The following is a 25,094-nucleotide window of genomic DNA, read 5'->3' as shown; positions in this document are numbered from 1 at the left end:
ATGTGGGGCGCACGGGGACCGTAGGCAGGCGCGCACTCCTGGCCGCCGGGGCGGTGACGCTGGCCGGCTGCACCGCCGGGGGCGGCACCGAGCGGCCGAGAAAGCCGGACGCGGCCGAACTGACGGCTCGGGCCGAGGCGGCGCTGCGCCGCAGCTCGGCGGCGACGAGCCGGACCCTGCTGGAACGTTACGACGCGGTGCTCGCCGCCCATCCGGCCCTGGCCGGACGGCTGACCCCGTTGCGGACGGCTGTGGCGGCGCACGCCGTGGCGCTGGCGGGGGACGAGACGGCGGGCGGCGCTTCCGGTCCGCCCGGCAACGCCGCCCCTTCGGCGGACACCCGGTCGGCGGATCCCGCCGCCGCCGCTTCCGCCTCGGCTTCGGCTTCGGCTTCGGGGACGCCTGCTCCTGCGCCCGTACCGGCCGATCCGGCCGTCGCGCTGAAGGAGCTGGCGGCTCTCGCGCGCACGACCGCCGACGCCCACGCGGCGGCGCTGCTCGGCGCGCAGCCCGAGTACGCCCGGCTGCTCGCCTCGGTGGCGGCCTCGGGCGCGGCGCACGCGTATCTGCTGACCGAAGGAGGCCGGGCATGAGCGCCCTGGACGCGGCGCGTGCCGCGCTCGCCGCCGAGCACGCGGCGGTGTACGGGTACGGGGTCGTCGGCGGCCGGATCGGTGCCGAGCGCAGGGCGGAGGCCACGGCCGCGTACGAGGCGCACCGGGCCCGGCGTGACGGTCTGCGCCGGATCGTGCGGGACCTGGGCGGCGAACCGGTCGCGGCGGCGGCCGGCTACGAGCTGCCGTTCGCGGTGCCGGACACGGCCGCGGCCGTACGGCTCGCCGCCGTCCTGGAGGACCGGGTGGCCGGGGTCTACTCCGACCTCGTACGGGCGGCGGAGGGGCCGCTGCGGCGGGACGCGGCCGCCGCGTTGCGCGAGGCGGCGGTACGGGCCGTCCGCTGGCGCGGCACCGACGTAACCTTTCCTGGGCTCGCCGAGAGGCCCCTTTGACCAGAAGGAACAACGCACGCATGGCTTTCGAACCGCCGCAGCGACTGGCGCGGACGCTCGGCGAGACGTACGGGGACGCTGTCGCGGCCGAGTGGCTCGGGAAGCTGCCCGAGCTCGCGCGGAGCGCGGTGGAGCAGGCGTCCCTGGACGTCGAGCGGGTGATGGCGCCCGGCGGGCGCAGCAGCCTGGTGGTGCTCGTACGGCGGGCCGACGGCTCCCCGGCGGCCTTGAAGATCGCTCCTGAGGCCGCGCGGCCGGATCTGGAGCGGGACGCGCTGGCGCACTGGGACGGCTGGGGCGCGGTGCGGCTCCTGGAGGCGCCCGAGGACGGTTCGCTGCTGCTGGAGCGGCTGCATCCGGAGCAGTCGCTGCGGTCGCTGCCGGAGGCCAAGGCGCTGCTGGAGGCGGCGGGGACGGTACGCAGGCTGTGGGTCGAGCCGCCCGCGGGGCACGGCTTCGAGTCGGTGGCCGAGCGGACGGCCCGGCAGGCGACGGCGATGGAGCCCTACCGCGCGGACGCCGAGGCGGGTGCGCTGACGGCCGCCGCCTTGGAGGCGCGCGAGGAGCTGGTCGCGCACTCCCCGGAGACGCTGCTGCTGCACGGGAACTTCCGCCAGGGGAAGGTGCTCGCCGCTGACCGAACGCCATGGCTGGCGGTGGGCCCGGAGCCGCTGGTCGGCGAGCGCGCGTACGACCTGGCACGGCTGGTACGGGACCGGGTCGAGGACCTGGTGGCGGCTTCGGCGGGGGCGTCGGCGGCGCGTCGGCGGGTCAACAAGCTGGCGGACTCGCTGGAGGTGGACCGGGAGCGGCTGCGCGGCTGGACGCTGTTCCGCGCGGTCGAGTCGGGGACGCGGGCGCTGACGGCGGGCCGGCGGCAGGATGCGGAGCTGCTCCTGGAGTTCGCGGGCTGGCTGTAGGGGAATACCTAAGCTGTAACACTCGGCTCGGACCTCAGGGGGCCGTGATGGTCGAGGAGCTTCTGGCAGCGGCGGCGGCGACCGGAACAGCCGTCGTGGTGTACGTGGGCGCTGCGGCACGCGTGGTGAAGCAGTACGAACGGGGCGTGGTCTTCCGCTTCGGTCGGCTCATGGGCGAGGTACGGCAGCCGGGATTCACCATGATCGTGCCGGTCGTCGACCGGCTCCACAAGGTGAACATGCAGATCGTGACGTTGCCGGTGCCCGCGCAGGAGGGCATCACGCGGGACAACGTGACGGTGCGCGTGGACGCGGTGGTCTACTTCAAGGTGATCGACGCGTCGGACGCCCTGGTGCGGGTGGAGGACTACCGGTTCGCGGTGTCCCAGATGGCGCAGACGTCGCTGCGGTCGATCATCGGCAAGAGCGATCTCGACGACCTGCTGTCGAACCGCGAGAAGCTCAACCAGGGTCTTGAGCTGATGCTCGACAGCCCGGCGATGGGCTGGGGCGTCGCGATCGACAGGGTCGAGATCAAGGACGTCTCGCTGCCGGAGACGATGAAGCGGTCGATGGCGCGGCAGGCGGAGGCGGACCGCGAGCGGCGGGCGCGCGTGATCAACGCGGACGCGGAGCTGCAGGCGTCGAAGAAGCTGGCGGAGGCGGCGGGCGTGATGTCGGCGCAGCCGGCGGCGCTGCAGCTGAGGCTGTTGCAGACGGTGATGGCGGTGTCGGCGGAGAAGAACTCGACGCTGGTGCTGCCGATTCCGGTGGAGCTGCTGAGGTTCCTGGAGCGTGCGGCTCCGGCACCGGGCGAGTCTCCGGCGCATCCGGCGCCCACGCAGGAGCCCCTCCCGGGCGTCCCGCCCATCAAGGACCTGGCCCTCCCGGAGTCCTCGCTCCCCATGGACGACACCCTGACGGGCGCCCCGGCGGAACCCCTCCCGCGGGACGAGGCGGCGTAACCCCTCCGGCGGCGTACCTCCCGCGCTCGGGCGGGCGTACGGCGAAGCCGGTGGCGGGGCCTTGGGGGCTCCACCACCGGCTCGTCGTCGGCGCCAGCGCGTCACGCGCCGAGGCGGGCGATGGCCTCGTCGACGGTGAGTTCCTCGCGCTCGCCCGTGCGGCGGTCCTTCAGTTCCAGGACGCCCTCGGCCGAGCGGCGGCCGGCGACCAGGATCTTCGGGACACCGATCAGCTCCGCGTCGGTGAACTTGACGCCCGGGGAGACGCCCGCGCGGTCGTCGACCAGGACACGGAGGCCCGCGGCGCGCAGCTTCTCCGAGACGTCCAGGGCCAGTTCGGTCTGGAGCGCCTTGCCGGCGGCGACCACGTGGACGTCGGCCGGGGCGACCTCGGCCGGCCAGCACAGGCCCTTGTCGTCGGCGGACTGCTCGGCGAGCGCGGCGACGGCGCGGGAGACGCCGATGCCGTACGAGCCCATGGTGACGCGGACCGGCTTGCCGTTCTGGCCGAGGACGTCGAGCTTGAGGGCGTCGGCGTACTTGCGGCCCAGCTGGAAGATGTGGCCGATCTCGATGGCGCGGTCCAGGTTCAGGCCGGTGCCGCACTTCGGGCAGGGGTCGCCGTCCTGGACGACCACGACGTCGACGTACTCGTCCACCTCGAAGTCACGCCCCGCGACGACGTTCTTCGTGTGCATGCCCTCCTTGTTCGCGCCCGTGATCCACGCCGTGCCCGGCGCGACGCGCGGGTCGGCGAGGTACTTCACCTTCTCCAGGCCCTGCGGGCCGACGTAGCCGCGGACGAGGTCCTCGCGGCCGGCGAAGTCCGTCTCGGTGACCATCTCGACGGTGGCCGGCGCGAAGTGCGCCTCGACCTTGCCCAGGTCGACCTCGCGGTCGCCGGGGACGCCGACGGCGACGATCTCGCCGTCGACCTTGACCAGCAGGTTCTTCAGCGTGGCGGAGGCGGGGACGCCGAGGGAGGCGGCGAGCGTCTCGATGGTCGGGGTGTCGGGGGTCGGGATCTCCTCGGCGGCGTCGACACCGGAGCCGTCGACCGGCTTCAGTTCGTACGTGATCGCCTCGGTGTTCGCCGCGAAGTCGCAGTTCGGGCAGTCGGCGAAGGTGTCCTCGCCGGCCTCGGCCGGGGCGAGGAACTCCTCGGACTTCGAGCCGCCCATCGCGCCGGCGGTCGCGGCGCAGATGCGGTAGTCGAGACCCAGGCGCTCGAAGACGCGCTGGTAGGCCTCGCGGTGCAGGGCGTAGGACTTCGCGAGGCCCTCGTCCTCCGTGTCGAAGGAGTACGAGTCCTTCATCAGGAACTCGCGGCCGCGCAGGATGCCGGCGCGCGGGCGGGCCTCGTCGCGGTACTTCGCCGCGATCTGGTACAGGATGACCGGCAGGTCCTTGTAGGACGAGCACTGGTCCTTCACCAGGAGCGTGAAGATCTCCTCGTGGGTCGGGCCGAGGAGGTAGTCGCCGCCCTTGCGGTCCTGGAGGCGGAAGAGCTCGGCGCCGTACTCGTCCCAGCGGCCGGTGGCCTCGTAGGGCTCGCGGGGCAGCAGGGAGGGCAGCGCGACCTCCTGGGCGCCGATCGCGTCCATCTCCTCGCGGACGATGCGCTCGACGTTGGCGAGAACCTTCTTGCCGAGCGGCAGCCAGCTCCAGATGCCGGCGGCGGTACGGCGGACGTAGCCGGCCCGGACGAGGAGCTTGTGGCTGAGGACCTCGGCGTCCGCCGGGTCGTCGCGCAGCGTCTTCGCCATCAACTGGGACATGCGCTGGACCGGTGCGTTGGCCATGGTTCTCGTACTCCTGCCGGAAAAGGGTGATGGCAAGGAGGTTAGCCGGGCGGCCCGCGCGGGCGGAAATCAGTTCCGGCGAAGCAGCGGCAGCGGGGCGCCCATCACGGCGTACGGGCGGGGGCGCTCGGGCTGCATCCCCCGGGGGCAACCCCCGGACCCCCGGCCGGACGGGTCACCACCTCCGCAGCGGCAACGGGGCGCCCATCACGGCGTACGGCCGGGGGGCGCTCGGGCTGCATCCCCCGGGGGCAACCCCCGGACCCCCGGCCGGACGGGTCACCGCCTCCGCAGCGGCAGCGGGGCGCCCATCACGGCGTACGGCCGGGGGGCGCTCGGGAAGTGGACCCGGCGGGCGAGGTCGACGTAGCCGAGGGAGCGGTAGAGGCCGCGGGCCGGGCTGTCGGTGTCGATGGCGGAGAGGATCGAGCGGGGCAGCTTCGACTGGTCGGTGATCGTGGTGATCAGCTCGCGGCCGACGCCCCGCCCCTGGTGGCCGGGGTGCACATGGAGTTCGGTGATGACGAAGGAGTCGTCGAGCCAGTCCACGGTGCCGTTGGCACGGAGGTAGGGCTCCACGATGCCGGACCACCAGTGCGCGCGGTCGTTGGGCATCCCGTACACGAAGCCGACCAGGCGGCCGGAGGCGGTGGTCGCGCCGTACGCGCGGGCGCCGGGGTTCTGGAGATGGCGCAGGACGATGTGGCGGCGTACGACGACCTCGTCCGCGCTCAGGCCGAAGGCGACCGCCTGGACGGCGAGGGCGTCGTCGACCCGTGCCGCGAGGTCGACCGGTCCGATCGTGACGTGCGTGTCGGCGTCATCCATGCGCCGCACCTTACAAGCGCCTCAGAACAGGACGCTCATGAAGGCGCCGACCTCGCGGAATCCGACGCGGCGGTACGCGGCCCTGGCGGGCGTGTTGTAGTCGTTGACGTACAGGCTCACGATCGGCGCGACGTCGGCGAGGGCGTAGCGGAGCACGGCGGCCATGCCGGTCTCGGACAGGCCCCGGCCGCGGTGTTCGGGGGCGACCCAGACGCCCTGGATCTGGCAGGCCTGGCGGGTCGCGGCGCCGATCTCCGCCTTGAAGACGACCTTGCCGTCCTCGACACGGGCGAAGGAGCGGCCCGTTCCGACGAGCTCGGCGACGCGGGCCTGGTAGAGCAGGCCGCCGTCGCCGGCCATCGGGGAGATGCCGACCTCCTCGGTGAACATGGCCACGCACGCGGGCATGATCAGTTCCATCTCGTCCTTGCGGACGCGGCGGACGAGCGGGTCGGGCTCGACGGTGGCGGAGGGCGCCTCGGTGACCATCAGCGGCTGGTGGGCGCGGACGTCGCGGGCGGGGCCCCAGCTGGGTTCCAGAAGGCTCCAGAGCTGGGCGGTGGGCTCGGACGGGCCGACGATGGAGGAGCAGCGACGGCCGGTCCTGCGGGCGCGGTCGGCGAAGGCGCGGACGGCCTCGGGGGTGGCGCAGAGGGGGACGAGGTTGGCGCCGGAGTAGCACAGGGAGCGCAGCCGCCCGTCGGCGTACCAGCCCCACATCTCGCCGCCGAGGCGCCAGGGGTCGAGCCCGGCGGCCTGGACGCGGGCGGTCACGAAGGCGTTCTCGACGGGGGCGCTCTCCAGGACGGCGAGCGCGGCGCCGAGGTCGGCGGGTTCGAGGACCCGGGTGGTGGTCTGCGTCAACACGAGGGGGCCTCACCATGCGGTCTGCTGATTCTCCGCACTGTACCTGGCGTGTCGGGGAGGCGGTGGGCGAGTGCGGGACGAGGTCCGGGCACCGTTGTGGGCAGTCGTTCCGCCGGGCGGGACGACTGCCCACGCGGGGCCGGTCGCGGCGTACTCGCGTCAGACGCCGATGGCGACCGTCGGTTCGCCCGACATGACGCCGTCCTTCTCCATCTGCTCGGCGATCTTCATCGCCTCCTCGATGAGGGTCTCGACGATCTTCGACTCGGGGACGGTCTTGATGACCTCGCCCTTGACGAAGATCTGGCCCTTGCCGTTGCCGGAGGCGACGCCGAGGTCGGCCTCGCGGGCCTCGCCGGGGCCGTTGACGACGCAGCCCATGACGGCGACGCGCAGCGGGACCTCCATGCCCTCCAGGCCCGCCGTCACCTCCTCGGCCAGCTTGTAGACGTCGACCTGGGCGCGGCCGCAGGACGGGCAGGAGACGATCTCCAGGCGGCGCGGCTTGAGGTTCAGCGACTCCAGGATCTGGTTGCCGACCTTGACCTCCTCGACCGGCGGCGCGGACAGGGAGACGCGGATGGTGTCGCCGATGCCCTCGGAGAGCAGCGCGCCGAAGGCGACGGCGGACTTGATGGTGCCCTGGAAGGCGGGGCCGGCCTCGGTGACGCCGAGGTGCAGCGGGTAGTCGCACTGGGCGGCGAGCTGGCGGTAGGCGTTGACCATGACGACCGGGTCGTTGTGCTTGACCGAGATCTTGATGTCGCCGAAGCCGTGCTCCTCGAAGAGGGAGGCCTCCCAGAGGGCGGACTCGACCAGCGCCTCGGGGGTGGCCTTGCCGTACTTCTTCAGCAGGCGGGCGTCGAGCGAGCCGGCGTTGACGCCGATCCGGATCGGGGTGCCCGCGTCCTTGGCGGCGTGGGCGATCTCCTTCACCTTGTCGTCGAACTGCTTGATGTTGCCCGGGTTGACGCGGACGGCCGCGCAGCCGGCGTCGATGGCGGCGAAGACGTACTTCGGCTGGAAGTGGATGTCGGCGATCACGGGGATCTGCGACTTCTTCGCGATCGTCGCGAGCGCGTCGGCGTCGTCCTGCGTGGGGCAGGCGACGCGCACGATCTGGCAGCCGGAGGCGGTCAGCTCGGCGATCTGCTGGAGCGTGGCGCCGATGTCGGACGTCCGGGTCGTCGTCATGGACTGGACCGAGACGGGTGCGTCGCCGCCGACGGCCACGGTGCCGACCTGGATCTGGCGGCTCTTGCGCCGCTCGGCGAGCCGGGTCGGAACGGACGGGATACCGAGAGAGATCGCGGTCATCAGCTGTACAACCCCAAGGTGTGGTTCATCGGGCTCAGGTATCCGAGATTACCGCCCCCGCGGTGGGTGGCCGGACACCACGGGGGTCCGGCCACCCGACGATCACGTCAGCTTCACCGGGTTGACGATGTCCGCCGCGAGGACGAGCAGGGTGAAGCAGACGAACACGCCCGCCACCACGTACGCGGCCGGCATCAGCTTGGCCACGTCGAACGGGCCCGGGTCGGGGCGCCGGAAGATCCGCGCGGTGTTGCGGCGCACGGACTCCCACAGGGCGCCGGCGATGTGACCGCCGTCGAGCGGGAGCAGCGGCAGCATGTTGAACAGGAACAGCGAGACGTTGAACATCACGAGCAGCTGGAGGAAGAAGACCAGGCGGGTCTCCGCCGGTGCCTCGATGCTCATCAGCTCGCCGCTGATGCGGGCCGCGCCGACGACGCCGACGGGTGAGTCCTGCTTGCGTTCGCCGTCGCCGAAGGTGGCGTCCCACAGGTCCGGGACCTTGCCGGGCAGGGCGAGCACGGACTCGAAGCCGGCCTGGAGCTGGTCGGTCATCCGGGAGGCGGACTCGCCGAAGGTGAGCGGGACGACCTCGCGGCCGGACTCGAAGCCGAGGTAGCCGGCGGAGACGTACTGGGCGGGCTGGACGACCCGGCCCTCCGCGTCCTTCTTGAGGACCTTGTTCTCCAGGAGCGTGGCCGTGAGGTCCAGCTCCCGCCCGTCCCGCTGGACGGTGACGGTGGCGGTCCCGGTGGTGGCGCGGATGCGGTCGGAGAGGGTGTTCCAGTCGGTGATGCGTTCGCCGTTGAAGGCGACGATCCGGTCGCCCTTGAGCAGACCCGCCGCCTTCGCGGGCGAGGGCCGGTCGCTCGGCTTGCAGCTGTCGCGCTTCTCGCTCTGGTCGATGACGCAGTTGGTGACGCCCGCGACCTTGGTGGTCTGGGTCTCGAAGCCGACGGCCATCGCGCTGCCGAAGAAGAGCACGACGGCGAGGATCAGGTTCATGAACGGGCCGGCGAACATGACGATGACGCGCTTCCACGGCTTGCGCGTGTAGAAGAGCCGCTTCTCGTCACCGGGCTGGAGCTCCTCGAAGGAGGCCTCGCGGGCGTCCTCGATCATGGCGCGCCAGGGCGAGGTGGAGCGGGCCTCGATACGGCCGTCCTTGCCGGGCGGGAACATGCCGATCATCCGGATGTAGCCGCCGGCCGGGATGGCCTTGATGCCGTACTCCGTCTCGCCCTTCTTCCGTGACCAGATGGTCGGGCCGAAGCCGACCATGTACTGGGGCACGCGGATGCCGAAGAGCTTGGCCGTGGAGAGGTGGCCGAGCTCGTGCCAGGCGATGGAGACGAGCAGCCCGAGCGCGAACAGCGCGATGCCGAGGAGCGTCAGAAGTACGGTCATGCGCGCGCCTCCGCGGTCGCCTTCGCAGCCTGTGCTGCCAGTTCCCGGGCCCGGGCCCTGGCCCAGGTCTCCGCTTCAAGGACGTCCGACACCGTCAGTGAGGTTCCCCGGTCGGGGGTGCCGTGCTCGGTGACGACTGCCGTGACCGTATCCATGATTCCGTTGAAGGGCAGCCTTCCGGCGAGAAACGCCTCGACGCACTCCTCGTTCGCCGCGTTGAAGACGGCGGGCGCGGTGCCGCCCAGCTCGCCGACGTGGCGGGCGAGGCCGACGGAGGGGAACGCCTCGGTGTCGAGCGGGAAGAACTCCCAGCTGGAGGCCTTGGTCCAGTCGAAGGCGGGGGCCGCGTCCGGTACCCGCTCGGGCCAGCCGATGCCGAGGGCGATCGGGCCGCGCATGTCCGGCGGGGTGGCCTGGGCGAGGGTCGAGCCGTCGGTGAACTCCACCATCGAGTGGACGTACGACTGGGGGTGGACGACGACCTCGATCCGGTCGAAGGGGATGTCGTAGAGGAGGTGCGCCTCGATGACCTCCAGGCCCTTGTTGACCAGGGTGGCGCTGTTGACCGTGATGACGGGGCCCATGGCCCACGTCGGGTGGGCGAGGGCGTCCTCGCGGGTGACGTGCGCCAGCTCCGCGCGTGTACGGCCGCGGAAGGGGCCGCCGGAGGCGGTGACGACCAGCTTGCGGACGTCGGCGCGGGTGCCGGCGGCGAGGGCCTGGAAGAGGGCGGCGTGCTCGGAGTCGACCGGGATGATCTGGCCGGGCTTGGCCAGCGCCTTGACCAGCGGGCCGCCGACGATCAGCGACTCCTTGTTGGCGAGGGCGAGGGTGCGGCCTGCTTCGAGGGCGGCGAGCGTGGGCGCGAGGCCGATGGAGCCGGTGATGCCGTTGAGGACCGTGTGGCAGGGCGAGGCGGCCAGCCGGGTGGCGGCGTCGGGTCCGGCCAGGATCTCGGGGAGGGCGGCGCCGGGGCCGTAGAGCCTGGTCAGCGCCTCGCGCAGCGCGGCGGCCTTGTCCTCGCGGGCGACGGCGACCGCCCCGACCCGCAGCCGGTGGGCCTGCTCGGCGAGCAGCTCGACCCGGCCGCCGGAGGCGGCGAGGGCGGTGACCCGGAAGCGGTCGGGGTTGCGCAGGACCAAGTCGATGGCCTGGGTGCCGATGGACCCGGTGGAGCCGAGGACGACGATGTCGCGGCGGCCTTCGGTCGGATCGAAGACCAGGTGCGGGTCGGCGAGAGGAGAGGGGCGGTCGCTCATGCCCCCCATTCTTGCCGCAAAGAACGGGCGCGCTTCACTGGGTGCGGGTGAACGCCCCGAAGGCGTCCGGGAAGACCCGGTGGAAGTCGGGGAACGTCTTCCGTACGCAGCCGGGGTCGTCGTAGGTGATCCCGGGGGTGCGCAGGGCGGTGACCGCGAAGGACATGACGATCCGGTGGTCGCCGTGGGTGGCGATCTCGGCGGGTCCGGCCGGGGTGCCGGGGTGGATCTCGATCCAGTCGGGGCCGGTGGTGACCGTGATGCCGAGGCGGCGGAGGTTCTCGGCGCAGGCGTCGAGGCGGTCGCACTCCTTGACGCGGGTGTTGGCGACGTCCTCGATGCGGACGGGTCCCTCGGCGAAGGGTGCGAGGGCGGCGAGGGTCGGCATGGTGTCGGAGATGTCACGCATGTTGACGGTGAGGCCGTTCAGCCGGCCGGTGGACCGGACGGTGGTGGCCTTGTCGGTGATCTCGACCTCGGCGCCCATCCTGCGCAGGACGTCGACGAAGCCGAGGTCGCCCTGGAGGGCGCCGGTGCCCAGGCCGGGGACGGTGACCTCGCGGCCGGGGGTGGGATCGAGGGCGGCGGCGGCGAAGAAGTACGAGGAGGTGGAGGCGTCGGGCTCGATGGCGTAGGTGGTGGCGGTGTAGCCGGTGGGGGCGACGGTGTACGTACGGCCCTCTTGGGTGATGTGCGCCCCGAACGCGCGCATCATCGCGAGGGTGATCTCGACGTACGGCTCCGAGACCAGGTCGGTCACGGTGATGGTGAGGCCCTCGGCGGTCAGCGGGCCGAGCATGAGGAGCGCGGTCAGGTACTGGGAGGACTGGCCGGCGTCGAGGGTCAGCGCGCCGCCCTTGATGCCGGCGGCGTGGACGGTGAGGGGGTGGTGGCCCTCGCGCTCGGGGTGGCGGAGGTCGACGCCGAGGGTGCGCAGGGCGGTGGTGAGGGGGCCGAGGGGGCGGCGGCGCATCTGGGGGGAGGCGTCGAAGCGGTACGTGCCGGGGCCGCCTGCGGCGGCGAGGGCGGGGAGGAAGCGGGCGGTGGTGGCGCCGTCGCGGCAGTAGACGTCGGCGGCGGTGGCCGCGGGGCCCTGGGGGCGCCCGTCGATGTGCCAGGCACTGCCGTCCGGCTCCTGCCGCACCTCGTACCCGAGGGCCTTGAGCCCTTCGGCGAAGCCCTCGGTGTCGTCGGAGCGGAGCGGCCGGAGGAGGGTGCTGGTCCCGTCGGCGGCGGCGGCGAGGAAGAGCGCGCGTGCGGTGACGGACTTGGAGCCGGGGATGTCGATGACGGTCACACCGTCATGCTGCCGTGCGCGGGGGGTGCGGGGCGTCCGACGTCCGCGACGTGGACGGGCCGGGCGGGGGCGGTGCGAGTCCGGCGCCCACGTCGGACCCGTAGGCGGTGCGAGTCGGGTGCCGTGGGTCGCCTCGGGGGCGGTGCGAGTCCGGCGCCCACGGTCGCCTCCGTGGGCGGTGCCCGCGAGTCCCTCCCCCCGGTTGTGGGCAGGCGTTCCGCGGGCGGAACGGGTGGGCACAACCGGGGCGCCGGCGCCTTGGCAAGGGCCTTGTGCACGAGGGCGGTTCTCAGGGCGCCCGGCCGGGCCCTGTGCAGAAGGGACCGGCAACGGCACCGGCGCCGTGGGTTGTGCCCACCCGTCCCGCCCAGCGGGACGATTGCCCACAACGGTGGCCAGGGACGGGTGGGAACCGCCCAGCAGGACGGTCCGCGACGGTCGCGAGGGACGGGTGGGAACCGCCCAGCAGGACGGTCCGCGACGGTCGCGAGGGACGGGTGGGAACCGCCCAGCAGGACGGTCCACAACGGTGGCGAGGGACGGGTGGGAACCGCCCAGCAGGACGGTCCACAACGGTGGCGAGGGACGGGTGGGGACCGCCCAGCAGGACGGTCCGCGACGGTCGCGAAGACCGCGAGGGACGGGTGGGGACCGCCCAGCGGGACGGTCCGCAACGGTGGTCACGACCGGGAGCCGCCCAGCGGGGTGAACGCTCGTGCCCGGGGACCCGGGCGTCGCCCGTTACGGGATCTTGCGGTGGGCGTTCTCGTGGGGGGAGGGGCCTGGGGTGGCGTCGGCGATCCAGGGGCCGTCGTCCGAGGGGTCGACCACGCCCGCCTCCAGCCACTCGAAGCGGCCCGCCAGGACCCCGTCCACCACCCGCCGGTCGACCTCGTCCGTGTTGGACCAGAGGCGGCCGAAGAGCTCCTCCACCCGCAGCCGCGCCTGCCGGCAGAACGCGTCCGCGAGCGCGTGGGCCTCCCGGCCGTGCGGGTCGCCCGAGGACCGCAGCCACTCCGCCCGTACGCACGCCGCGCTCATCGCGAAGAGCTCCGCACCGATGTCCACGATCCGCCCGAGGAACGCCTGCTTGAGCTCCATCCGGCCCTGCCACCGCGACATCGCGTAGAACGTCGAGCGCGCCAGCTTCCTGGACGTCCGCTCCACGTAACGGAGGTGCGAGGCCAGCGCGCCGAACTCCGCGTACGACGTCGGGAGTTGGCCCGGGCCCGCGACCAGCTTCGGCAGCCAGCGGGCGTAGAAGCCGCCCGCCCGCGCGCCCGCCCGCGCCTTGTCGCCCAGCGAGATGTCCGGGTCGATGATGTCGCCCGCCACGGCCAGGTGCGCGTCGACCGCCTCGCGGGCGATGAGCAGGTGCATGATCTCCGTCGAGCCTTCGAAGATCCGGTTGATCCGGAGGTCTCGGAGGAGTTGCTCCGCCGGGACCGCGCGCTCGCCCCGCGCCGCGAGCGAGTCCGCCGTCTCGTAGCCGCGCCCGCCCCGGATCTGGACCAGTTCGTCGGCGATGAGGCAGCCCATCTCGGAGCCGTAGAGCTTCGCGAGGGCCGCCTCGATGCGGATGTCGTTGCGGTCCTCGTCGGCCATCTGGGAGGAGAGGTCGACGACCGCCTCCAGGGCGAACGTGGTCGCCGCGATGAAGGAGATCTTCGTGCCGACGGCCTCGTGCCGGGCGACGGGCTTGCCCCACTGCTCCCGTACGGCCGACCACTCGCGGGCGATCTTCAGCGCCCACTTCCCCGCGCCGACGCACATCGCGGGCAGGGAGAGCCGACCGGTGTTCAGGGTGGTGAGGGCGATCTTGAGGCCGGCGCCCTCGGGGCCGATGCGGTTCGCGGCGGGCACCCGGACGCCGTGGAAGCGGGTGACGCCGTTCTCCAGGCCGCGCAGGCCCATGAAGGCGTTGCGGTGCTCCACGGTGATGCCGGGCGAGTCCGCCTCGACCACGAAGGCGGTGATCCCGCCCCGGTGGCCCTCGGACTTCGGCACCCTCGCCATGACGACGAGGAGGTCGGCGACGACGCCGTTGGTCGTCCAGAGCTTCACGCCGTCGATGACGTACGTGTCGTCGCCGTCCGGTACGGCGGTGGTGGCGAGCCGGGCCGGGTCGGAGCCCACGTCCGGCTCGGTGAGGAGGAAGGCCGAGATGTCGGTGGTCGCGAGGCGCGGGAGGTAGGTGTCGCGCTGTTCCTGCGTGCCGAAGATCTTCAGGGGCTGCGGTACGCCGATCGACTGATGGGCGGAGAGCAGCGCGCCGATCGCGGGGCTCGCGGAGCCGACGAGAGCGAGGGCGCGGTTGTAGTACACCTGGGTGAGGCCCAGGCCGCCGTACTTCGGGTCGATCTTCATCCCGAACGCGCCGAGTTCCTTGAGGCCGGTGACGACCTCGTCGGGGATGCGGGCCTCGCGTTCGATCAGCCGGCCGTCGATCCGCGTCTCGCAGAAGTCGCGCAGCTTGGCCAGGAAGGCCTCGCCGCGCCGTACGTCCTCCTCGGACGGGAGCGGGTGGGGGTGGATGAGATCGAGCCGGAAGCGGCCGAGGAACAGCTCCTTGGCGAAACTGGGTTTGCGCCAGTCCTGCTCACGCGCCGCCTCGGCGACCTGCCGTGCCTCGCGTTCCGTGACCTTGGGCCGCTGGGTGGGTGCGGACATGAACCAACTCACCTCGCCGCTGATGGGGGCTTGTGGCTACTCGTCCGTAGTACCCGATTTCCCGGAGTTCGGATAGCCGACCCGGGGATGAGCGGTCCGTGGAGGGGCTACTTCCACTCGTAGATCTTGGCGGTCGCCTTCCCGCTCTCCTCCACGTGGAATTCGAATACGCCGGCGATTCCGGTCAGGTGGGCGAACGTCGTGGCGGAGGTCTCGAAGAAGAGCGCGCCGCGCCAGTCCACGGCACCGGTCTCGCCGATGCGGCCGACTCCGGAGCCGTGCCAGGTGACGGTCTCGCCGTCCTGAGTCATCGTGACGCCCTGGCCTTCGCCGAAGAGGGTGCCGTCGGCGCGTACGACCGACTCGTACGTGCCCATGTCCTTGACCGCGACGCCCAGGAGCGTGCCGGTCGCCTGGAAGGACGCCTCCATGACGGGGTGGCCGCCGTCCGTGGACAGCACCCGGATTCCCGTGGTCTCTCCCTGCTCCTCACCGATGAGGTCGCCGAGCATGGTGGAACTCCTCTCCGATGGATCCCTCTTCCGGAGTACGCCTGCCGGTGGGTGCCGTCAAACCGGCGGGGAGAGGAGACAAGGAGACGGCCGGAGCCCCCGCACAGTGGGCTCCGGCCGTCGGTCTCGTGAATCCGTACGAATGGTCCGTACGGGTTACAGCGCGAGGCCCGTGAGGACCAGGACGCGCTCGTAGGTGTAGTCGTCCATCGCGTACTTGACGCCCTCGCGGCCGACGCCGGACTTCTTGGCGCCGCCGTACGGCATCTGGTCGGCGCGGTAGGACGGGACGTCGCCGATGATCACGCCGCCGACCTCGAGCGCGCGGTGGGCGCGGAACGCGGTCTGCAGGTCGTGGGTGAAGACGCCGGCCTGGAGGCCGAAGTCGGAGTCGTTGACGGCGGCGAAGGCCTCGGCCTCGCCGTCGACCTTGGCGACCGTCAGGACCGGACCGAAGACCTCGGCGCGGGCCAGGGTGACGTCGGCCGGGAGGTCGGTCAGGACGGTCGGAGCGTAGGTCGCGCCCTCGCGCTTGCCGCCGGCGAGCAGCTTCGCGCCGGCCGCGACGGCCTCGTCCACCCAGGCCTCGACGCGCTTGGCGGCGTTCTCGTCGACGAGCGGGCCGACGTCGGTGGCGTCGTCCGCCGGGTCACCGGTGACCTGGGCCTCGACGGCGGCGACGATCTTCGGCACCAGGCGGTCGTAGACGGAGGCGTCGGCGATCACGCGCTGCACGGAGATGCAGGACTGGCCGCCCTGGTAGTTGGAGAAGGTGGCGATACGGGTCGCCGCCCAGTCCAGGTCCTGCTCGGACGCCCAGTCGCCGAGGACGACGGCGGCGGCGTTGCCGCCGAGCTCCAGGGTGCAGTGCTTGTGCGGCACGGACTCCTGGATGGCGAAGCCGACCTTGTCGGAGCCGGTGAAGGAGATGACCGGGAGGCGCTCGTCCTGGACGAGGGCCGGCATGCGGTCGTTCGGCACGGTCAGGACGGACCAGGAGCCGGCCGGCAGGTCGGTCTCGGCCAGCAGCTCGCCCAGGATCAGGGACGAGATGGGGGTGGAGGGGGCCGGCTTGAGGATGATCGGGGCGCCGACGGCGATGGCCGGGGCGACCTTGTGGGCGCTGAGGTTCAGCGGGAAGTTGAACGGCGCGATGCCGAGGACGACGCCCTTGGGGATACGGCGGGTGATCGCCAGGCGGCCGACGCCACCGGCCTCGGTGTCCAGGCGCTGGGCCTCTCCACCGTTGAAGCGGCGGGCCTCCTCGGCGGCGAAACGGAAGACGGAGACGGCACGGCCGACCTCGCCGCGGGCCCACTTGATGGGCTTGCCGTTCTCGGCGGAGATCACCTGGGCGATCTCCTCGGTGCGCTCGGCGAGACGCTTCGATACGTGGTCGAGGGCGGCGGCGCGGACGTGCGCCGGGGTCGCGGCGAACTCGTCGACGACGGCGTGCGCGGCGGCGACGGCCTCCTCGACCTGGGCCTCGGTGGGCACGCTGACCTTGCCGACCAGACGTCCGTCATAGGAGTTCGTGACGTCGAAGGTGGCGTCGCCGGTGGCCTCGCGGCCGGCGAGCCAGAAGGCGTGGGTGGCAGTCATTGCGTCCCGGCCCTTTCGTATCGGGGGTGCGAGCGATTGCTCTCGTGCCACGGTAGGGCGAAGCGGGCGGGCTGTGGTTTGTGCGGTGTGGAGTAGTGGGGGCGCAGGACTCTTACGGATTGGCGGAAGGCGGCGCGGGGGCCCAGGGGGGCGGTGCGCGCCCGCTCTCGCGCGAGGCCGGCTCAGCGGCGCCGTTCCGTCGTCACGATCAGGCACACGCCCGCCACGACCACCGCGCCTCCGAGGGCGATGGGCCAGGTGAGGGCCTCGTCCAGGATGAGGGCGCCGAGGAGGACGGCGACGACGGGGTTGACGTACGCGTACGTGGCGACGAGCGAGAGCGGTGCGGTCTGCAGCAGCCAGGCGTACGCGGTGAAGGCGATCAGGGACCCGAAGACGACGAGGTAGGCGAGGGCGGTCCAGGAGCGGGCGGAGATCGCGGCGAGGTCGAGACCGTGCTGCTCGCCCCGGATCAGGCCGAGCGCGGCACAGCCGAGGCCGCCGGCGACCATCTCGTACGCGCTGGCGGTGAAGGGGTTGGCGGGCATCGGGATCCGGGAGGAGGAGAACGAGCCCACGGACCAGAAGAGCGTCCCGAGGACGACCAGGAGGACGCCGCCGATCCGGACGTCGCCGCTGAGCCCCGGGAGGGTGAGGACGGCGAGTCCGACGAGACCGAGGAGGACGCCGGCCACGCCGCCGGCGGTGGGGCGCTGCCCGAAGACCGCCTTGAGGACGACGACCCAGGCGGGCACGACGGCGACGAGAAGGGCGGCGAGGCCGGAGGGGACGGAGGTCTCTGCGAGGACGACGAGACCGTTGCCGCCGAGGAGCAGCAGGAGGCCGACGACGGCGGCGGAGCCGAGCTGTGCCCGGGTGACCTTGAGCGCGGCGGGGCCTTGGCGCCAGGCGATCAGGGCGGCGAGGAGGAGGCCCGCGACGACGAAGCGGAGCCCGGCGGAGAGGAACGGCGGCATCGTCTCGACGACGATCCGGATCCCGAGGTACGTCGACCCCCAGACGACGTACACGATCATGAGCCCGGCCCAGACGGCGCCGGAGATCCCGCGCCCGGGCAGAGCGGGCCGACCGGGCAGACCGGGGGCCGGGCCGGGTGCGGGGGTGGGCGCGCTGGAGCGGACCTCGTCGGCCGGTTCGGCGGGGCTTGTCATGTGCAGGAGACTAGGGACTCCGGCGCCGAATGACCAAGGAAATTGCCCGAGATCGGGCAGCGGAAGCCGTTTTCGGTACGGGAAAGGGGAGCGGCCACCCGGCGTAGAGGGTCCCGGCGGCCGACCGGCGTAGGGGTCCCAGCGGCCGACCGGCCCAGGGGCTCCGGCGGCCGACCGGCCTCTATCCGCCCTCCGTGTCCGACCCCGTCGCCTTCAGGGCCAGCCACAGCTCCATGCGGACGTCCGGGTCGTCCAGGGAGCGGCCCAGGATCTCCTCCACGCGGCGCATGCGGTAGCGCAGGGTGTGTCGGTGGACGCCCAGGTCGGCCGCTGCCGCGTCCCACTGGCCGTGGCGGGAGAGCCAGGCGCGCAGCGAGGCCACCAGGTCGCCGCGGCCCGTCGCGTCGTGTTCGTACAGCGCGCGCAGCATGCCGTCCGCGAAGGCGCGCACGGCGTCGTCGGCCAGCAGCGGCAGGACGGAGCCCGCCGCCAGGTCCTCGTGCTCGACCAGCGCCTTGCCCCGCCGTCGCGCCACCGAGAGCGCCTGCTCGGCCTGCTTGTAGGCGGCCGCCGCCGCGATCGGGCCCGCCGGGGCGGAGAGCCCGACCACGACACCGGCGTCCTCCGCGTCCCGTTCCGTGTACGCCTCGCAGGCGGTGACCACCGCGCCGCCGTCTCCCGCCAGGACGAGGAGCCGCTCCTCGCCCTCCGGAACCGTCAGGACCGTCTCGCCCGCGCGCGCCGCCGCCGACTCCAGGGCCTCGGCCAGCTCCGGCAGCGGCGGCTCCCCCTCCCGCTCCCCCGCCGCCTGCTCGGCGATGAGCAGCCGGAACGGGGCGTCCAGGAGCCCGCCGTAGAGGTCGCCTGCCACCGCCCGGGCGTGGTCCGGCTGTCCGGAGAGCATCATCCGCAGGACCGCCGCGCCGAGCCGCGCCTCCGCCGCCTGCAGCGAGCGCGACCGCTCGGTGGTGAGCGTGAGCAGGGCGATCGCGGAGTGCACGGCGTACCGTTCCGCCGTCCCGAGCGGCGCGCCCGTGCCGACCGCGAGCGCTCCCCTGACCCGCCGCCCCGTGCCCAGGGACTGGAGCTCGACCCGGTCCTCCGTGCCGCCGACGACCGCGCTCGCGGGCGCGGGCCGCTCCCGGAGCCTTTCGACGTCGGGCGTCAGCCGGGAGGCCCGGCGCGCCGCCCACTCGGGGGACACGGCGATGACCGTTCCGGAGGCGTCGTACAGCGCCGCCCACCCGTCCACGTGCGCAGCGAGCCGCGCCACCACCGCGTCGGGGCCTTCGGCGAGCGCCGCCCGGGTCATCTCCCGCTGGGCCTCGAAACCGGCCGTGACCGCGCGGTACTGGTCGGCCGCGATGGCCGCCGAGACCGCCTTGCTGATGGCGAGGAACGGCGTCCGGCGCGGTACTTCGAGCAGCGGAAGGCCCTCCGCCCGCGCCGCCTCCACGAGCGTCGGCGGAATGTCGTCGTAGTTGACGCCGATGGCGAAGCCGAGCCCCACCACGCCCGCGCCGAGCAGCCGCCGGACGTAGCGGCGCATCGCCTCGGCGTCCTCGGCGTCCAGGGTGAGCGCGGTGGTGAGCAGCAGCTCGCCGCCCTCCATGTACGGGACAGGGTCGGCGAGCTCGCTGACGTGGGCCCAGCGCACGGGGGTGTCGAGGCGGTCCTCACCCGCGCGGACGGTGAGCTTGAGCGCCGAGTGCTGGACGAGGGAGGCGAGGGTGGGCGGCATTGGGGACCGTCGGACCTTTGAGCGAGGGGGCGCCGCTCAGCCGAGCGGCGCCCTCGATTGTGCCAGGGCCCGCGAGCCCCCGCTCCGGCTCGACGTCGACTTCGGGCCGCCTGGGCGGCACCTCGGCGACACCACCGCCCGCCCCTGCCGCTCCCGCCTCAGCCCCGCAGGTCCACCAGGAGCGGTGGCGTGTGTTCGCCCCGTACATGGGTCAGGGAGAGCACCGCGTGCCCGGCCGGGACGGCGTGCGCGAGGTCCGAGGCCGACCAGCGCTCGCGCTCCACCTCCCGTACGGTGACGGCCTCCGCCGTCGCCGCCCGGCCGGTCACCAGACGGCGCATGAAGTGCAGGGCCTTGGTCAGCGGCTCGTCGGAGATGATCTGCCGGTTGGTGACGTCCCGGGTCTGCACCCATTCGGTGCCCCAGGTCTCGGCGAACCGGCCGCCGTCCCACGGCGCGATCCCGGCGAACGCCATCCGGCAGCCGACCGCGCCGAGCAGCGGCCCGCGCAGCGCCTCCGGTACGTCCTCCAGGCTGCGCAGCGCCAGGACGACGCCCGCGTTGGCGGAACGCAGCCGCTGCAGGGCCCGTACGGAGTCGCCGGTGACGGTGTACGTCGCGTCGTCGAGGACCAGGCAGGCGAAGAGGGAGCGGTCGCGGCGGGCGAGGGCGGCCTCCGCGAACTGCGCGAGCAGCAGACGGGAGACGATCCGGGAGGCCTCGGCGTGCCCGCGTTCGGGCAGGTCGACGCGGACGCGGAGCGGATGCTCGACGGCCTGGAGGGAGAACTGCGGCCGTTCCCGCTCCTGGTCACCGCCCTCCGTGCGGAAGAAGCCGGCGAAGGCGGGCCGGTCGAGGAAGGCGATGCGCTCGGCGAGCAGGACACCGGTCTCGTCGCCCCGGTCCGCCTGCCGCTGCCGCGCGTCGAGCTCCCGCAGCTGGGCGGGGTCGTCGGCGACGGCGGCCCGCAGCGCGTCGAGCGCATCGGGCGTCCCGGCGAGCAGCTCGCGCAGCTCGGGCACGCCCGGGAAGCGGCCGTACGCGGCCCGGAACGGGCCGATCAGCTGGGCGAGCGCGGTGCCCGCCCGGCGGCTGTTGGCGACCAGGTCCCCGACGAGGGCCTCGGCGAGGATCCGGGCGGCCTCGTCGGGGTCGTCGGCGCCGCCGTACAGGTCGAGGTCGTGGGTGGACCCGGGCCGGCCGACGGAGACGACGACGTCGAAGGCCTCCTCGGGGCCGAGGGCGGCGCCCTGTGCGGTGACGGCGACGACGGCGGCACGGTTGGCGAGGGCCTGCAGGCAGAGCGCCTCGACGACGGGCCGGACCAGCCGCACGGTCTTCCCGGCGCCCGCGGGTCCGACGGCGAGCAGCGAGGTCCCGAGCACGGCGGGCTCCAGGGCGACGCCGGTGGTGCGCCGGGCGTAGGGGTTGCGCGGGTGGTCGGCGGCGGTGCCGATGAGGACCTGGCCGGTGGCGAGGTCGTGGGTGGCGGTACGGACGGGCAGGTCACGCAGGCCCGAGGGGTGACCGCAGGCGGCGGCGCCCCGGGTGCGCACGGCCTCGGTGAAGGCGGCCAGGCGCTCGGGCCGGGTCCGTACGCCCTGCCAGGCGCGGCGGATCCGGGCGTAGTCGACGTCCCCGAGGGTCCCCTGGCGGGTGGCCTCGGCGAGCTGGGCGGCGGCCTCGGGCAGCCCGGCGTCCCGCAGCTCCGGCCACTGCGCGGGGTCGACCTCCGGCCGGGGCGGGGGCGGCGGGGCGGCGGACCCCGGACCGCCGGTCCCGAAGCGCCTACGCACGGTCGGCCAGGCGCCGGCCCGGCCGACGGCCGCGACGAGGGCGGCGATCAGGAGGACGTAGTAGAGGTTGGAGACCCAGGTGAGCCAGGTGACCGTGCGGGGCATCTCGCGCCAGACGCCCGGCAGGAGCACGAAGAGCGGCCAGATGGGTACGCCGTAGCGCTGCCAGATCTCGCGCCAGTTGCCGACGCGGCCGAAGCCGACGGAGAAGAGGGCGAGGAGGATCGCGTACCAGAGGTAGGTGGCGCCGACGTAGACCTCGAAGTCCGGGCTCGTGGGGGCGCGCCATTCCTCGGGGACGAGCCACAGCATCGGCAGCAGCCACCAGTCGTTCACGAAGATCCACCACCCCTCCAGATAGCCGTTCCAGAGGAGCGACCAGAGGAGCCAGCCGCAGAGGTACGCGACGAAGGCGCCGGTGACCAGCTGGCGGCCGGGCACGAGGTCGGGTTCGAGCTCGGGCCGCTCGCGGTGGCCGAGCCGCCAGATGCCCGGGGCGGCGGCGGGGCGGGGGATGCGGAGCCACTCGGCGACCCCGATCCGGGTGGGCGCGTGGGAGGGCGGAGGCGGTACGCGGGTCGGCGCGGCCGCCTCCCGCGGCGGGCCGGACGGCACGGGTGGGGCGGCCGGGCGCGGGACCGCGCCCGCCCGGGGGTCACGGGGCCCGGTTCCCCCGGGGTCGCGCGGCTCGCCTCCCCGGGTGTCGCGTGACTCGTACGTGCCTTCGGTCTCCATGAAACCCCTGCCCCCTGACCAGCCAGGTCGCCGCATCTGTGCCACCGTCAATCTAGTGCGCCGGGACCGGCCCGGAGCGGTTTCCCCGCCGCCATGTCCACACCGGACAACGAGATACCCCCCAACACTCCCGATCGGCGCATGCCTGTGCGCGTCCCCCGCGCCTAGCCTGCGGAAGAAACCCACAAGAGCGTCCAGAACACCCCAGGAGCCCCGCATGAACGCTGTCCCGCAGGAGCGGCGCGTCGTCACCGCCATCCCCGGTCCGAAGTCGCAGGAGCTTCAGGCCCGCCGCCTCGACACCGTGGCCGGCGGCGTGGGCTCCGTGCTGCCCGTCTTCACCGCGAAGGCCGGCGGCGGCATCATCGAGGACGTCGACGGCAACCGTCTGATCGACTTCGGCTCCGGTATCGCCGTGACCTCCGTGGGTGCCTCCGCCGAGGCCGTCGTGCGCCGCGCCGCCGCGCAGCTCGCCGACTTCACGCACACCTGTTTCATGGTGACGCCGTACGAGGGTTACGTCGAGGTCTGCGAGGCGCTCGCCGAGCTGACCCCGGGCGACCACGCCAAGAAGTCCGCGCTCTTCAACTCGGGCGCCGAGGCCGTCGAGAACGCGGTCAAGATCGCCCGTTCGTACACCAAGCGCCAGGCGGTCGTCGTCTTCGACCACGGCTACCACGGCCGTACGAACCTGACGATGGCGCTGACGGCGAAGAACATGCCGTACAAGCAGGGCTTCGGCCCGTTCGCGCCCGAGGTCTACCGCGTGCCGGTCGCCTACGGCTACCGCTGGCCCACCGGCGCCGAGAACTGCGGCCCCGAGGCCGCCGCCCAGGCGATCGACAACATCACCAAGCAGATCGGCGCCGAGAACGTCGCCGCGATCATCATCGAGCCGGTTCTCGGTGAGGGTGGCTTCATCGAGCCCGCCAAGGGCTTCCTGCCGGCGATCGTGAAGTTCGCCAACGACAACGGCATCGTCTTCGTCGCCGACGAGATCCAGTCCGGCTTCTGCCGCACCGGCCAGTGGTTCGCGTGCGAGGACGAGGGCATCGTCCCGGACCTCATCACGACCGCCAAGGGCATCGCGGGCGGTCTGCCGCTCGCCGCCGTCACCGGCCGCGCCGAGATCATGGACTCCGTGCACGGCGGCGGCCTGGGCGGCACCTACGGCGGCAACCCGGTGGCCTGCGCCGGCGCGCTGGGCTCCATCGAGACGATGAAGGAGCTCGACCTCAACGCCAAGGCGAAGAACATCGAGTCGATCATGAAGGCCCGCCTGTCGGCGATGGCGGAGAAGTTCGACGCCATCGGTGACATCCGCGGCCGCGGCGCGATGATCGCCATCGAGCTGGTCAAGGACCGCGCGACCAAGGAGCCGAACCCGGAGGCCGCGGGCGCGCTGGCGAAGGCATGCCACGCCGAGGGCCTGCTGGTCCTGACCTGTGGCACCTACGGCAACGTGCTCCGCTTCCTGCCGCCGCTGGTCATCGGGGACGACCTCCTGAACGAGGGTCTCGACATCATCGAGAACGCGTTCGGCCAGATCTGAGCCGATCCACACGCGGTGTGAAGAGAGTGTGGGGGGCCGATGGCGGGATGGAGATCCGGCTGTTGGTCCCCTTCTTCCTGCCGTACGGTTTCTGCAGATGAGAGAAACACCCCGCTCGCAGGAGACTGCGGGCGACTTCAGGTCGGAGCCTCCCCAGCCCCGTCCTGGTCGCGCCCTGGCGCACACCACTGGAGCCTCGTGCTCCGGAACTCCTCACCGATCGGGCTGCCGCCCGCCCCACACCCCCCGGGGCGCGCGGCAGCCCGATCATCTCGGACGCCCCGGAACCACCCCCCCTGTTCCGGGGCGTCCGGCTGTCTTCTTCGCGGTGCTGCTGCTCGCCGTCGTCACCTGGCAGGTCCTGGTGGAGGGCCCGCTCGCCCGCCTGGACGAGCGCCTTTCGCGCTCCCTCGTCGACCGTGTCCCCCGATGGTTCTCCGAACTCGGCGCGGACCTCGGCAACATGACGGTCGCTCTGCCGGTCCTCGCCTGCGCGATGGCGTACGCGGTGTGGCGCGGCCGCCGCTCCCAGGCCCTCTTCGCGGGCCTCGCCATGGCCCTCGTACCGCTCCTGGTCATCCCCCTGAAGGAGTGGACCGCCCGCCCGGGCCCTCTGGAACCCTGGGCCGCCGGCTACTACCCCTCGGGCCACACGGCGACGGCGATGGTGGCGTACGTGGGCGCGGCCCTGCTCGTCTCACCCCGCCTGCTCCCCCTGGCCGCCGCCCTCACGACCCTGACGGGTGCGGGCCTGATCCTGCGCGGCTACCACTGGCCCCTGGACGTCCTGGCCTCGGTGGCCCTGTGCGTACCACTGCTCCGGTGGCCTGTCATGGCCGCGCGGTACGGTCGCCCGGCAGGTTCGTGAGCGACGACCGGAGAGCGCAATGACGATTCAAAGGCCGGGACAGCCGGGGGACTTGCCGTCCCCGGAACTGCTGTGGGCCCGGTGGGCCCTGGTGGCCGTCCTCGGGGCGACCACCGAGGAGGAGCGGAGCACCGGGTACCGCACCGGCACCTGGATCGACGACGAGGGGCTCCACCTCGACGACTGCGGCTGCACCTGGTGGACGTTCTCCCGCGTCGGCGAGGGCCGGTACGTCCTCTTCGGCGAGGACGAGTCGAGCGGCGTCAAGTGGCACGAGCCGGCGATCGACATGCTGGCGGGCGGCCCCGACTGGCTTCCCTACGAGGAGCTGCGCGACCGGCTCGCGGGCAACGAACTGGGCTGTGTCTACTGGTACGAGAACGGCGCCTGGGCACGCAGCCCGTACCCCGACGACCTGGACGACGACGGGCTCGACTGCGGGATGAGCCGCTTCGTGGACCGGGACGACGCGCTGGGCCTGCTGGACGAGCTGGTGTCGTACGAAGGCCGGGGCGCGGACATCCTCATGGACCACGCCGAGCGGTACCGGCTGACACCCGAGCTGCTGGAGACCCACGCCGAGCCCGCCGACGGGTCCGCGCCCGACCTGCCCGCCATGGGCCGCGCCCTGCGCCGGGCGGGGCTGACTGCGGACGCGGCGACGGTCGGCTGACGCCTCGGGCCGGGGGGGGGGGGGGGGGGGCGGCCCGGGCCGGATGGTGGGGGGCCCCCGGCGCCGACAACGGGTGAGGGCGGAGGGGGGGGGGGGAAAGCC

At 73.0% G+C, this 25,094-nt stretch carries 20 protein-coding genes; 7 read left to right on the top strand and 13 right to left on the bottom strand.

Annotated elements, in window-relative coordinates:
- Positions 1-2 precede the first annotated feature (2 nt).
- From ACWF79_RS25940 to ACWF79_RS25925, 4 genes are read left to right on the top strand one after another with little or no spacing between them, the layout of a single operon-like run.
- Complete coding sequence (locus tag ACWF79_RS25940; protein ID WP_453730544.1) at positions 3-593, top strand: hypothetical protein; 591 nt, start codon at positions 3-5, stop codon at positions 591-593.
- Positions 590-1,009, top strand: a complete 420-nt coding sequence (locus ACWF79_RS25935) for a ferritin-like domain-containing protein (protein WP_453730543.1) — start codon at positions 590-592, stop codon at positions 1,007-1,009. The genes ACWF79_RS25940 and ACWF79_RS25935 overlap by 4 nt, the downstream gene beginning before the upstream one ends.
- A gap of 20 nt (positions 1,010-1,029) precedes the next feature.
- Positions 1,030-1,929: an aminoglycoside phosphotransferase family protein gene (locus tag ACWF79_RS25930; protein ID WP_453730542.1), complete on the top strand. Its 900-nt coding sequence runs from the start codon at positions 1,030-1,032 to the stop codon at positions 1,927-1,929.
- A gap of 47 nt (positions 1,930-1,976) precedes the next feature.
- On the top strand, positions 1,977-2,894 hold the full coding sequence (locus ACWF79_RS25925) for a slipin family protein (protein ID WP_453730541.1): 918 nt from the start codon (positions 1,977-1,979) through the stop codon (positions 2,892-2,894).
- A gap of 101 nt (positions 2,895-2,995) precedes the next feature.
- On the opposite strand, the gene ACWF79_RS25920 is transcribed toward ACWF79_RS25925, so the two are convergent.
- The 13 genes from ACWF79_RS25920 to ACWF79_RS25860 form a co-directional block, all read right to left on the bottom strand.
- On the bottom strand, positions 2,996-4,696 hold the full coding sequence (locus ACWF79_RS25920) for a proline--tRNA ligase (protein ID WP_453730540.1): 1,701 nt from the start codon (positions 4,694-4,696) through the stop codon (positions 2,996-2,998).
- 279 nt (positions 4,697-4,975) lie between these two features.
- Positions 4,976-5,524, bottom strand: coding sequence for a GNAT family N-acetyltransferase (locus tag ACWF79_RS25915; protein WP_453730539.1), 549 nt, complete (start codon positions 5,522-5,524; stop codon positions 4,976-4,978).
- A 21-nt stretch (positions 5,525-5,545) separates the two neighbouring features.
- Positions 5,546-6,391 carry a GNAT family N-acetyltransferase gene (locus tag ACWF79_RS25910; protein WP_453730538.1) on the bottom strand — a complete coding sequence of 282 codons (846 nt, stop codon included), beginning with the start codon at positions 6,389-6,391 and terminating at the stop codon, positions 5,546-5,548.
- A 159-nt stretch (positions 6,392-6,550) separates the two neighbouring features.
- The gene (gene ispG / locus ACWF79_RS25905) at positions 6,551-7,708 is read right to left on the bottom strand and encodes a flavodoxin-dependent (E)-4-hydroxy-3-methylbut-2-enyl-diphosphate synthase (RefSeq protein WP_453730537.1); all 1,158 of its coding nucleotides are present in this window, start codon (positions 7,706-7,708) and stop codon (positions 6,551-6,553) included.
- Positions 7,709-7,810: 102 nt separating this feature from the next.
- Positions 7,811-9,115 (bottom strand): M50 family metallopeptidase, encoded by a 1,305-nt coding sequence (locus ACWF79_RS25900; protein ID WP_453730536.1) that lies wholly within the window; start codon positions 9,113-9,115, stop codon positions 7,811-7,813.
- Positions 9,112-10,374: a 1-deoxy-D-xylulose-5-phosphate reductoisomerase gene (gene dxr, locus ACWF79_RS25895; RefSeq protein ID WP_453730535.1), complete on the bottom strand. Its 1,263-nt coding sequence runs from the start codon at positions 10,372-10,374 to the stop codon at positions 9,112-9,114. Before dxr ends, ACWF79_RS25900 begins: the two co-directional genes overlap by 4 nt.
- 34 nt (positions 10,375-10,408) lie before the next feature.
- Positions 10,409-11,671, bottom strand: coding sequence for a 3-phosphoshikimate 1-carboxyvinyltransferase (gene aroA, locus ACWF79_RS25890; protein ID WP_453730534.1), 1,263 nt, complete (start codon positions 11,669-11,671; stop codon positions 10,409-10,411).
- A 741-nt stretch (positions 11,672-12,412) separates the two neighbouring features.
- On the bottom strand, positions 12,413-14,341 hold the full coding sequence (locus ACWF79_RS25885) for an acyl-CoA dehydrogenase family protein (protein ID WP_453730533.1): 1,929 nt from the start codon (positions 14,339-14,341) through the stop codon (positions 12,413-12,415).
- Between the two features lie 107 nt (positions 14,342-14,448).
- Complete coding sequence (locus ACWF79_RS25880) at positions 14,449-14,853, bottom strand: hypothetical protein (RefSeq protein ID WP_453730532.1); 405 nt, start codon at positions 14,851-14,853, stop codon at positions 14,449-14,451.
- A gap of 156 nt (positions 14,854-15,009) precedes the next feature.
- On the bottom strand, positions 15,010-16,455 hold the full coding sequence (locus ACWF79_RS25875; protein WP_453730531.1) for an aldehyde dehydrogenase family protein: 1,446 nt from the start codon (positions 16,453-16,455) through the stop codon (positions 15,010-15,012).
- Between the two features lie 182 nt (positions 16,456-16,637).
- Entirely contained in the window at positions 16,638-17,627 is a 990-nt protein-coding gene (locus tag ACWF79_RS25870) for an EamA family transporter (protein ID WP_453730530.1), read from the bottom strand.
- Between the two features lie 181 nt (positions 17,628-17,808).
- Positions 17,809-19,368: a PucR family transcriptional regulator gene (locus ACWF79_RS25865; RefSeq protein ID WP_453730529.1), complete on the bottom strand. Its 1,560-nt coding sequence runs from the start codon at positions 19,366-19,368 to the stop codon at positions 17,809-17,811.
- Between the two features lie 158 nt (positions 19,369-19,526).
- Positions 19,527-21,899 (bottom strand): ATP/GTP-binding protein, encoded by a 2,373-nt coding sequence (locus ACWF79_RS25860; protein ID WP_453730528.1) that lies wholly within the window; start codon positions 21,897-21,899, stop codon positions 19,527-19,529.
- Between the two features lie 217 nt (positions 21,900-22,116).
- Here ACWF79_RS25860 and gabT point away from each other — a divergent pair, with 217 nt between their 5' ends.
- The 3 genes from gabT to ACWF79_RS25845 all read left to right on the top strand — a co-directional run bounded on the left by gabT (position 22,117) and on the right by ACWF79_RS25845 (position 24,992).
- Complete coding sequence (gene gabT, locus ACWF79_RS25855) at positions 22,117-23,451, top strand: 4-aminobutyrate--2-oxoglutarate transaminase (protein WP_453730527.1); 1,335 nt, start codon at positions 22,117-22,119, stop codon at positions 23,449-23,451.
- A gap of 328 nt (positions 23,452-23,779) precedes the next feature.
- Positions 23,780-24,319, top strand: coding sequence for a phosphatase PAP2 family protein (locus ACWF79_RS25850; RefSeq protein WP_453730526.1), 540 nt, complete (start codon positions 23,780-23,782; stop codon positions 24,317-24,319).
- A 19-nt stretch (positions 24,320-24,338) separates the two neighbouring features.
- Complete coding sequence (locus tag ACWF79_RS25845) at positions 24,339-24,992, top strand: hypothetical protein (protein ID WP_453730525.1); 654 nt, start codon at positions 24,339-24,341, stop codon at positions 24,990-24,992.
- Positions 24,993-25,094 lie beyond the last annotated feature (102 nt).

The sequence above is a fragment of the Streptomyces sp. NPDC054975 genome, assembly GCF_053609105.1.
The sequence above is the reverse complement of the archived record's forward strand: the minus strand, read 5'-3'. Positions and strand labels throughout refer to the sequence as shown.

Excerpts from the sequence above, each read along its gene's own strand:
- gabT (WP_453730527.1), top strand. The coding sequence starts at position 22,117 with ATGAACGCTGTCCCGCAGGAGCGGCGCGTCGTCACCGCCATCCCCGGT.
- ACWF79_RS25935 (WP_453730543.1), top strand. The coding sequence starts at position 590 with ATGAGCGCCCTGGACGCGGCGCGTGCCGCGCTCGCCGCCGAGCACGCG.
- ispG (WP_453730537.1), bottom strand. The coding sequence starts at position 7,708 with ATGACCGCGATCTCTCTCGGTATCCCGTCCGTTCCGACCCGGCTCGCC.
- ACWF79_RS25845 (WP_453730525.1), top strand. The coding sequence starts at position 24,339 with ATGACGATTCAAAGGCCGGGACAGCCGGGGGACTTGCCGTCCCCGGAA.
- ACWF79_RS25925 (WP_453730541.1), top strand. The coding sequence starts at position 1,977 with ATGGTCGAGGAGCTTCTGGCAGCGGCGGCGGCGACCGGAACAGCCGTC.
- ACWF79_RS25865 (WP_453730529.1), bottom strand. The coding sequence starts at position 19,368 with ATGCCGCCCACCCTCGCCTCCCTCGTCCAGCACTCGGCGCTCAAGCTC.
- ACWF79_RS25900 (WP_453730536.1), bottom strand. The coding sequence starts at position 9,115 with ATGACCGTACTTCTGACGCTCCTCGGCATCGCGCTGTTCGCGCTCGGG.
- ACWF79_RS25915 (WP_453730539.1), bottom strand. The coding sequence starts at position 5,524 with ATGGATGACGCCGACACGCACGTCACGATCGGACCGGTCGACCTCGCG.
- ACWF79_RS25860 (WP_453730528.1), bottom strand. The coding sequence starts at position 21,899 with ATGGAGACCGAAGGCACGTACGAGTCACGCGACACCCGGGGAGGCGAG.
- ACWF79_RS25930 (WP_453730542.1), top strand. The coding sequence starts at position 1,030 with ATGGCTTTCGAACCGCCGCAGCGACTGGCGCGGACGCTCGGCGAGACG.
- ACWF79_RS25870 (WP_453730530.1), bottom strand. The coding sequence starts at position 17,627 with ATGACAAGCCCCGCCGAACCGGCCGACGAGGTCCGCTCCAGCGCGCCC.
- ACWF79_RS25920 (WP_453730540.1), bottom strand. The coding sequence starts at position 4,696 with ATGGCCAACGCACCGGTCCAGCGCATGTCCCAGTTGATGGCGAAGACG.
- ACWF79_RS25875 (WP_453730531.1), bottom strand. The coding sequence starts at position 16,455 with ATGACTGCCACCCACGCCTTCTGGCTCGCCGGCCGCGAGGCCACCGGC.
- ACWF79_RS25885 (WP_453730533.1), bottom strand. The coding sequence starts at position 14,341 with ATGTCCGCACCCACCCAGCGGCCCAAGGTCACGGAACGCGAGGCACGG.
- ACWF79_RS25880 (WP_453730532.1), bottom strand. The coding sequence starts at position 14,853 with ATGCTCGGCGACCTCATCGGTGAGGAGCAGGGAGAGACCACGGGAATC.
- dxr (WP_453730535.1), bottom strand. The coding sequence starts at position 10,374 with ATGAGCGACCGCCCCTCTCCTCTCGCCGACCCGCACCTGGTCTTCGAT.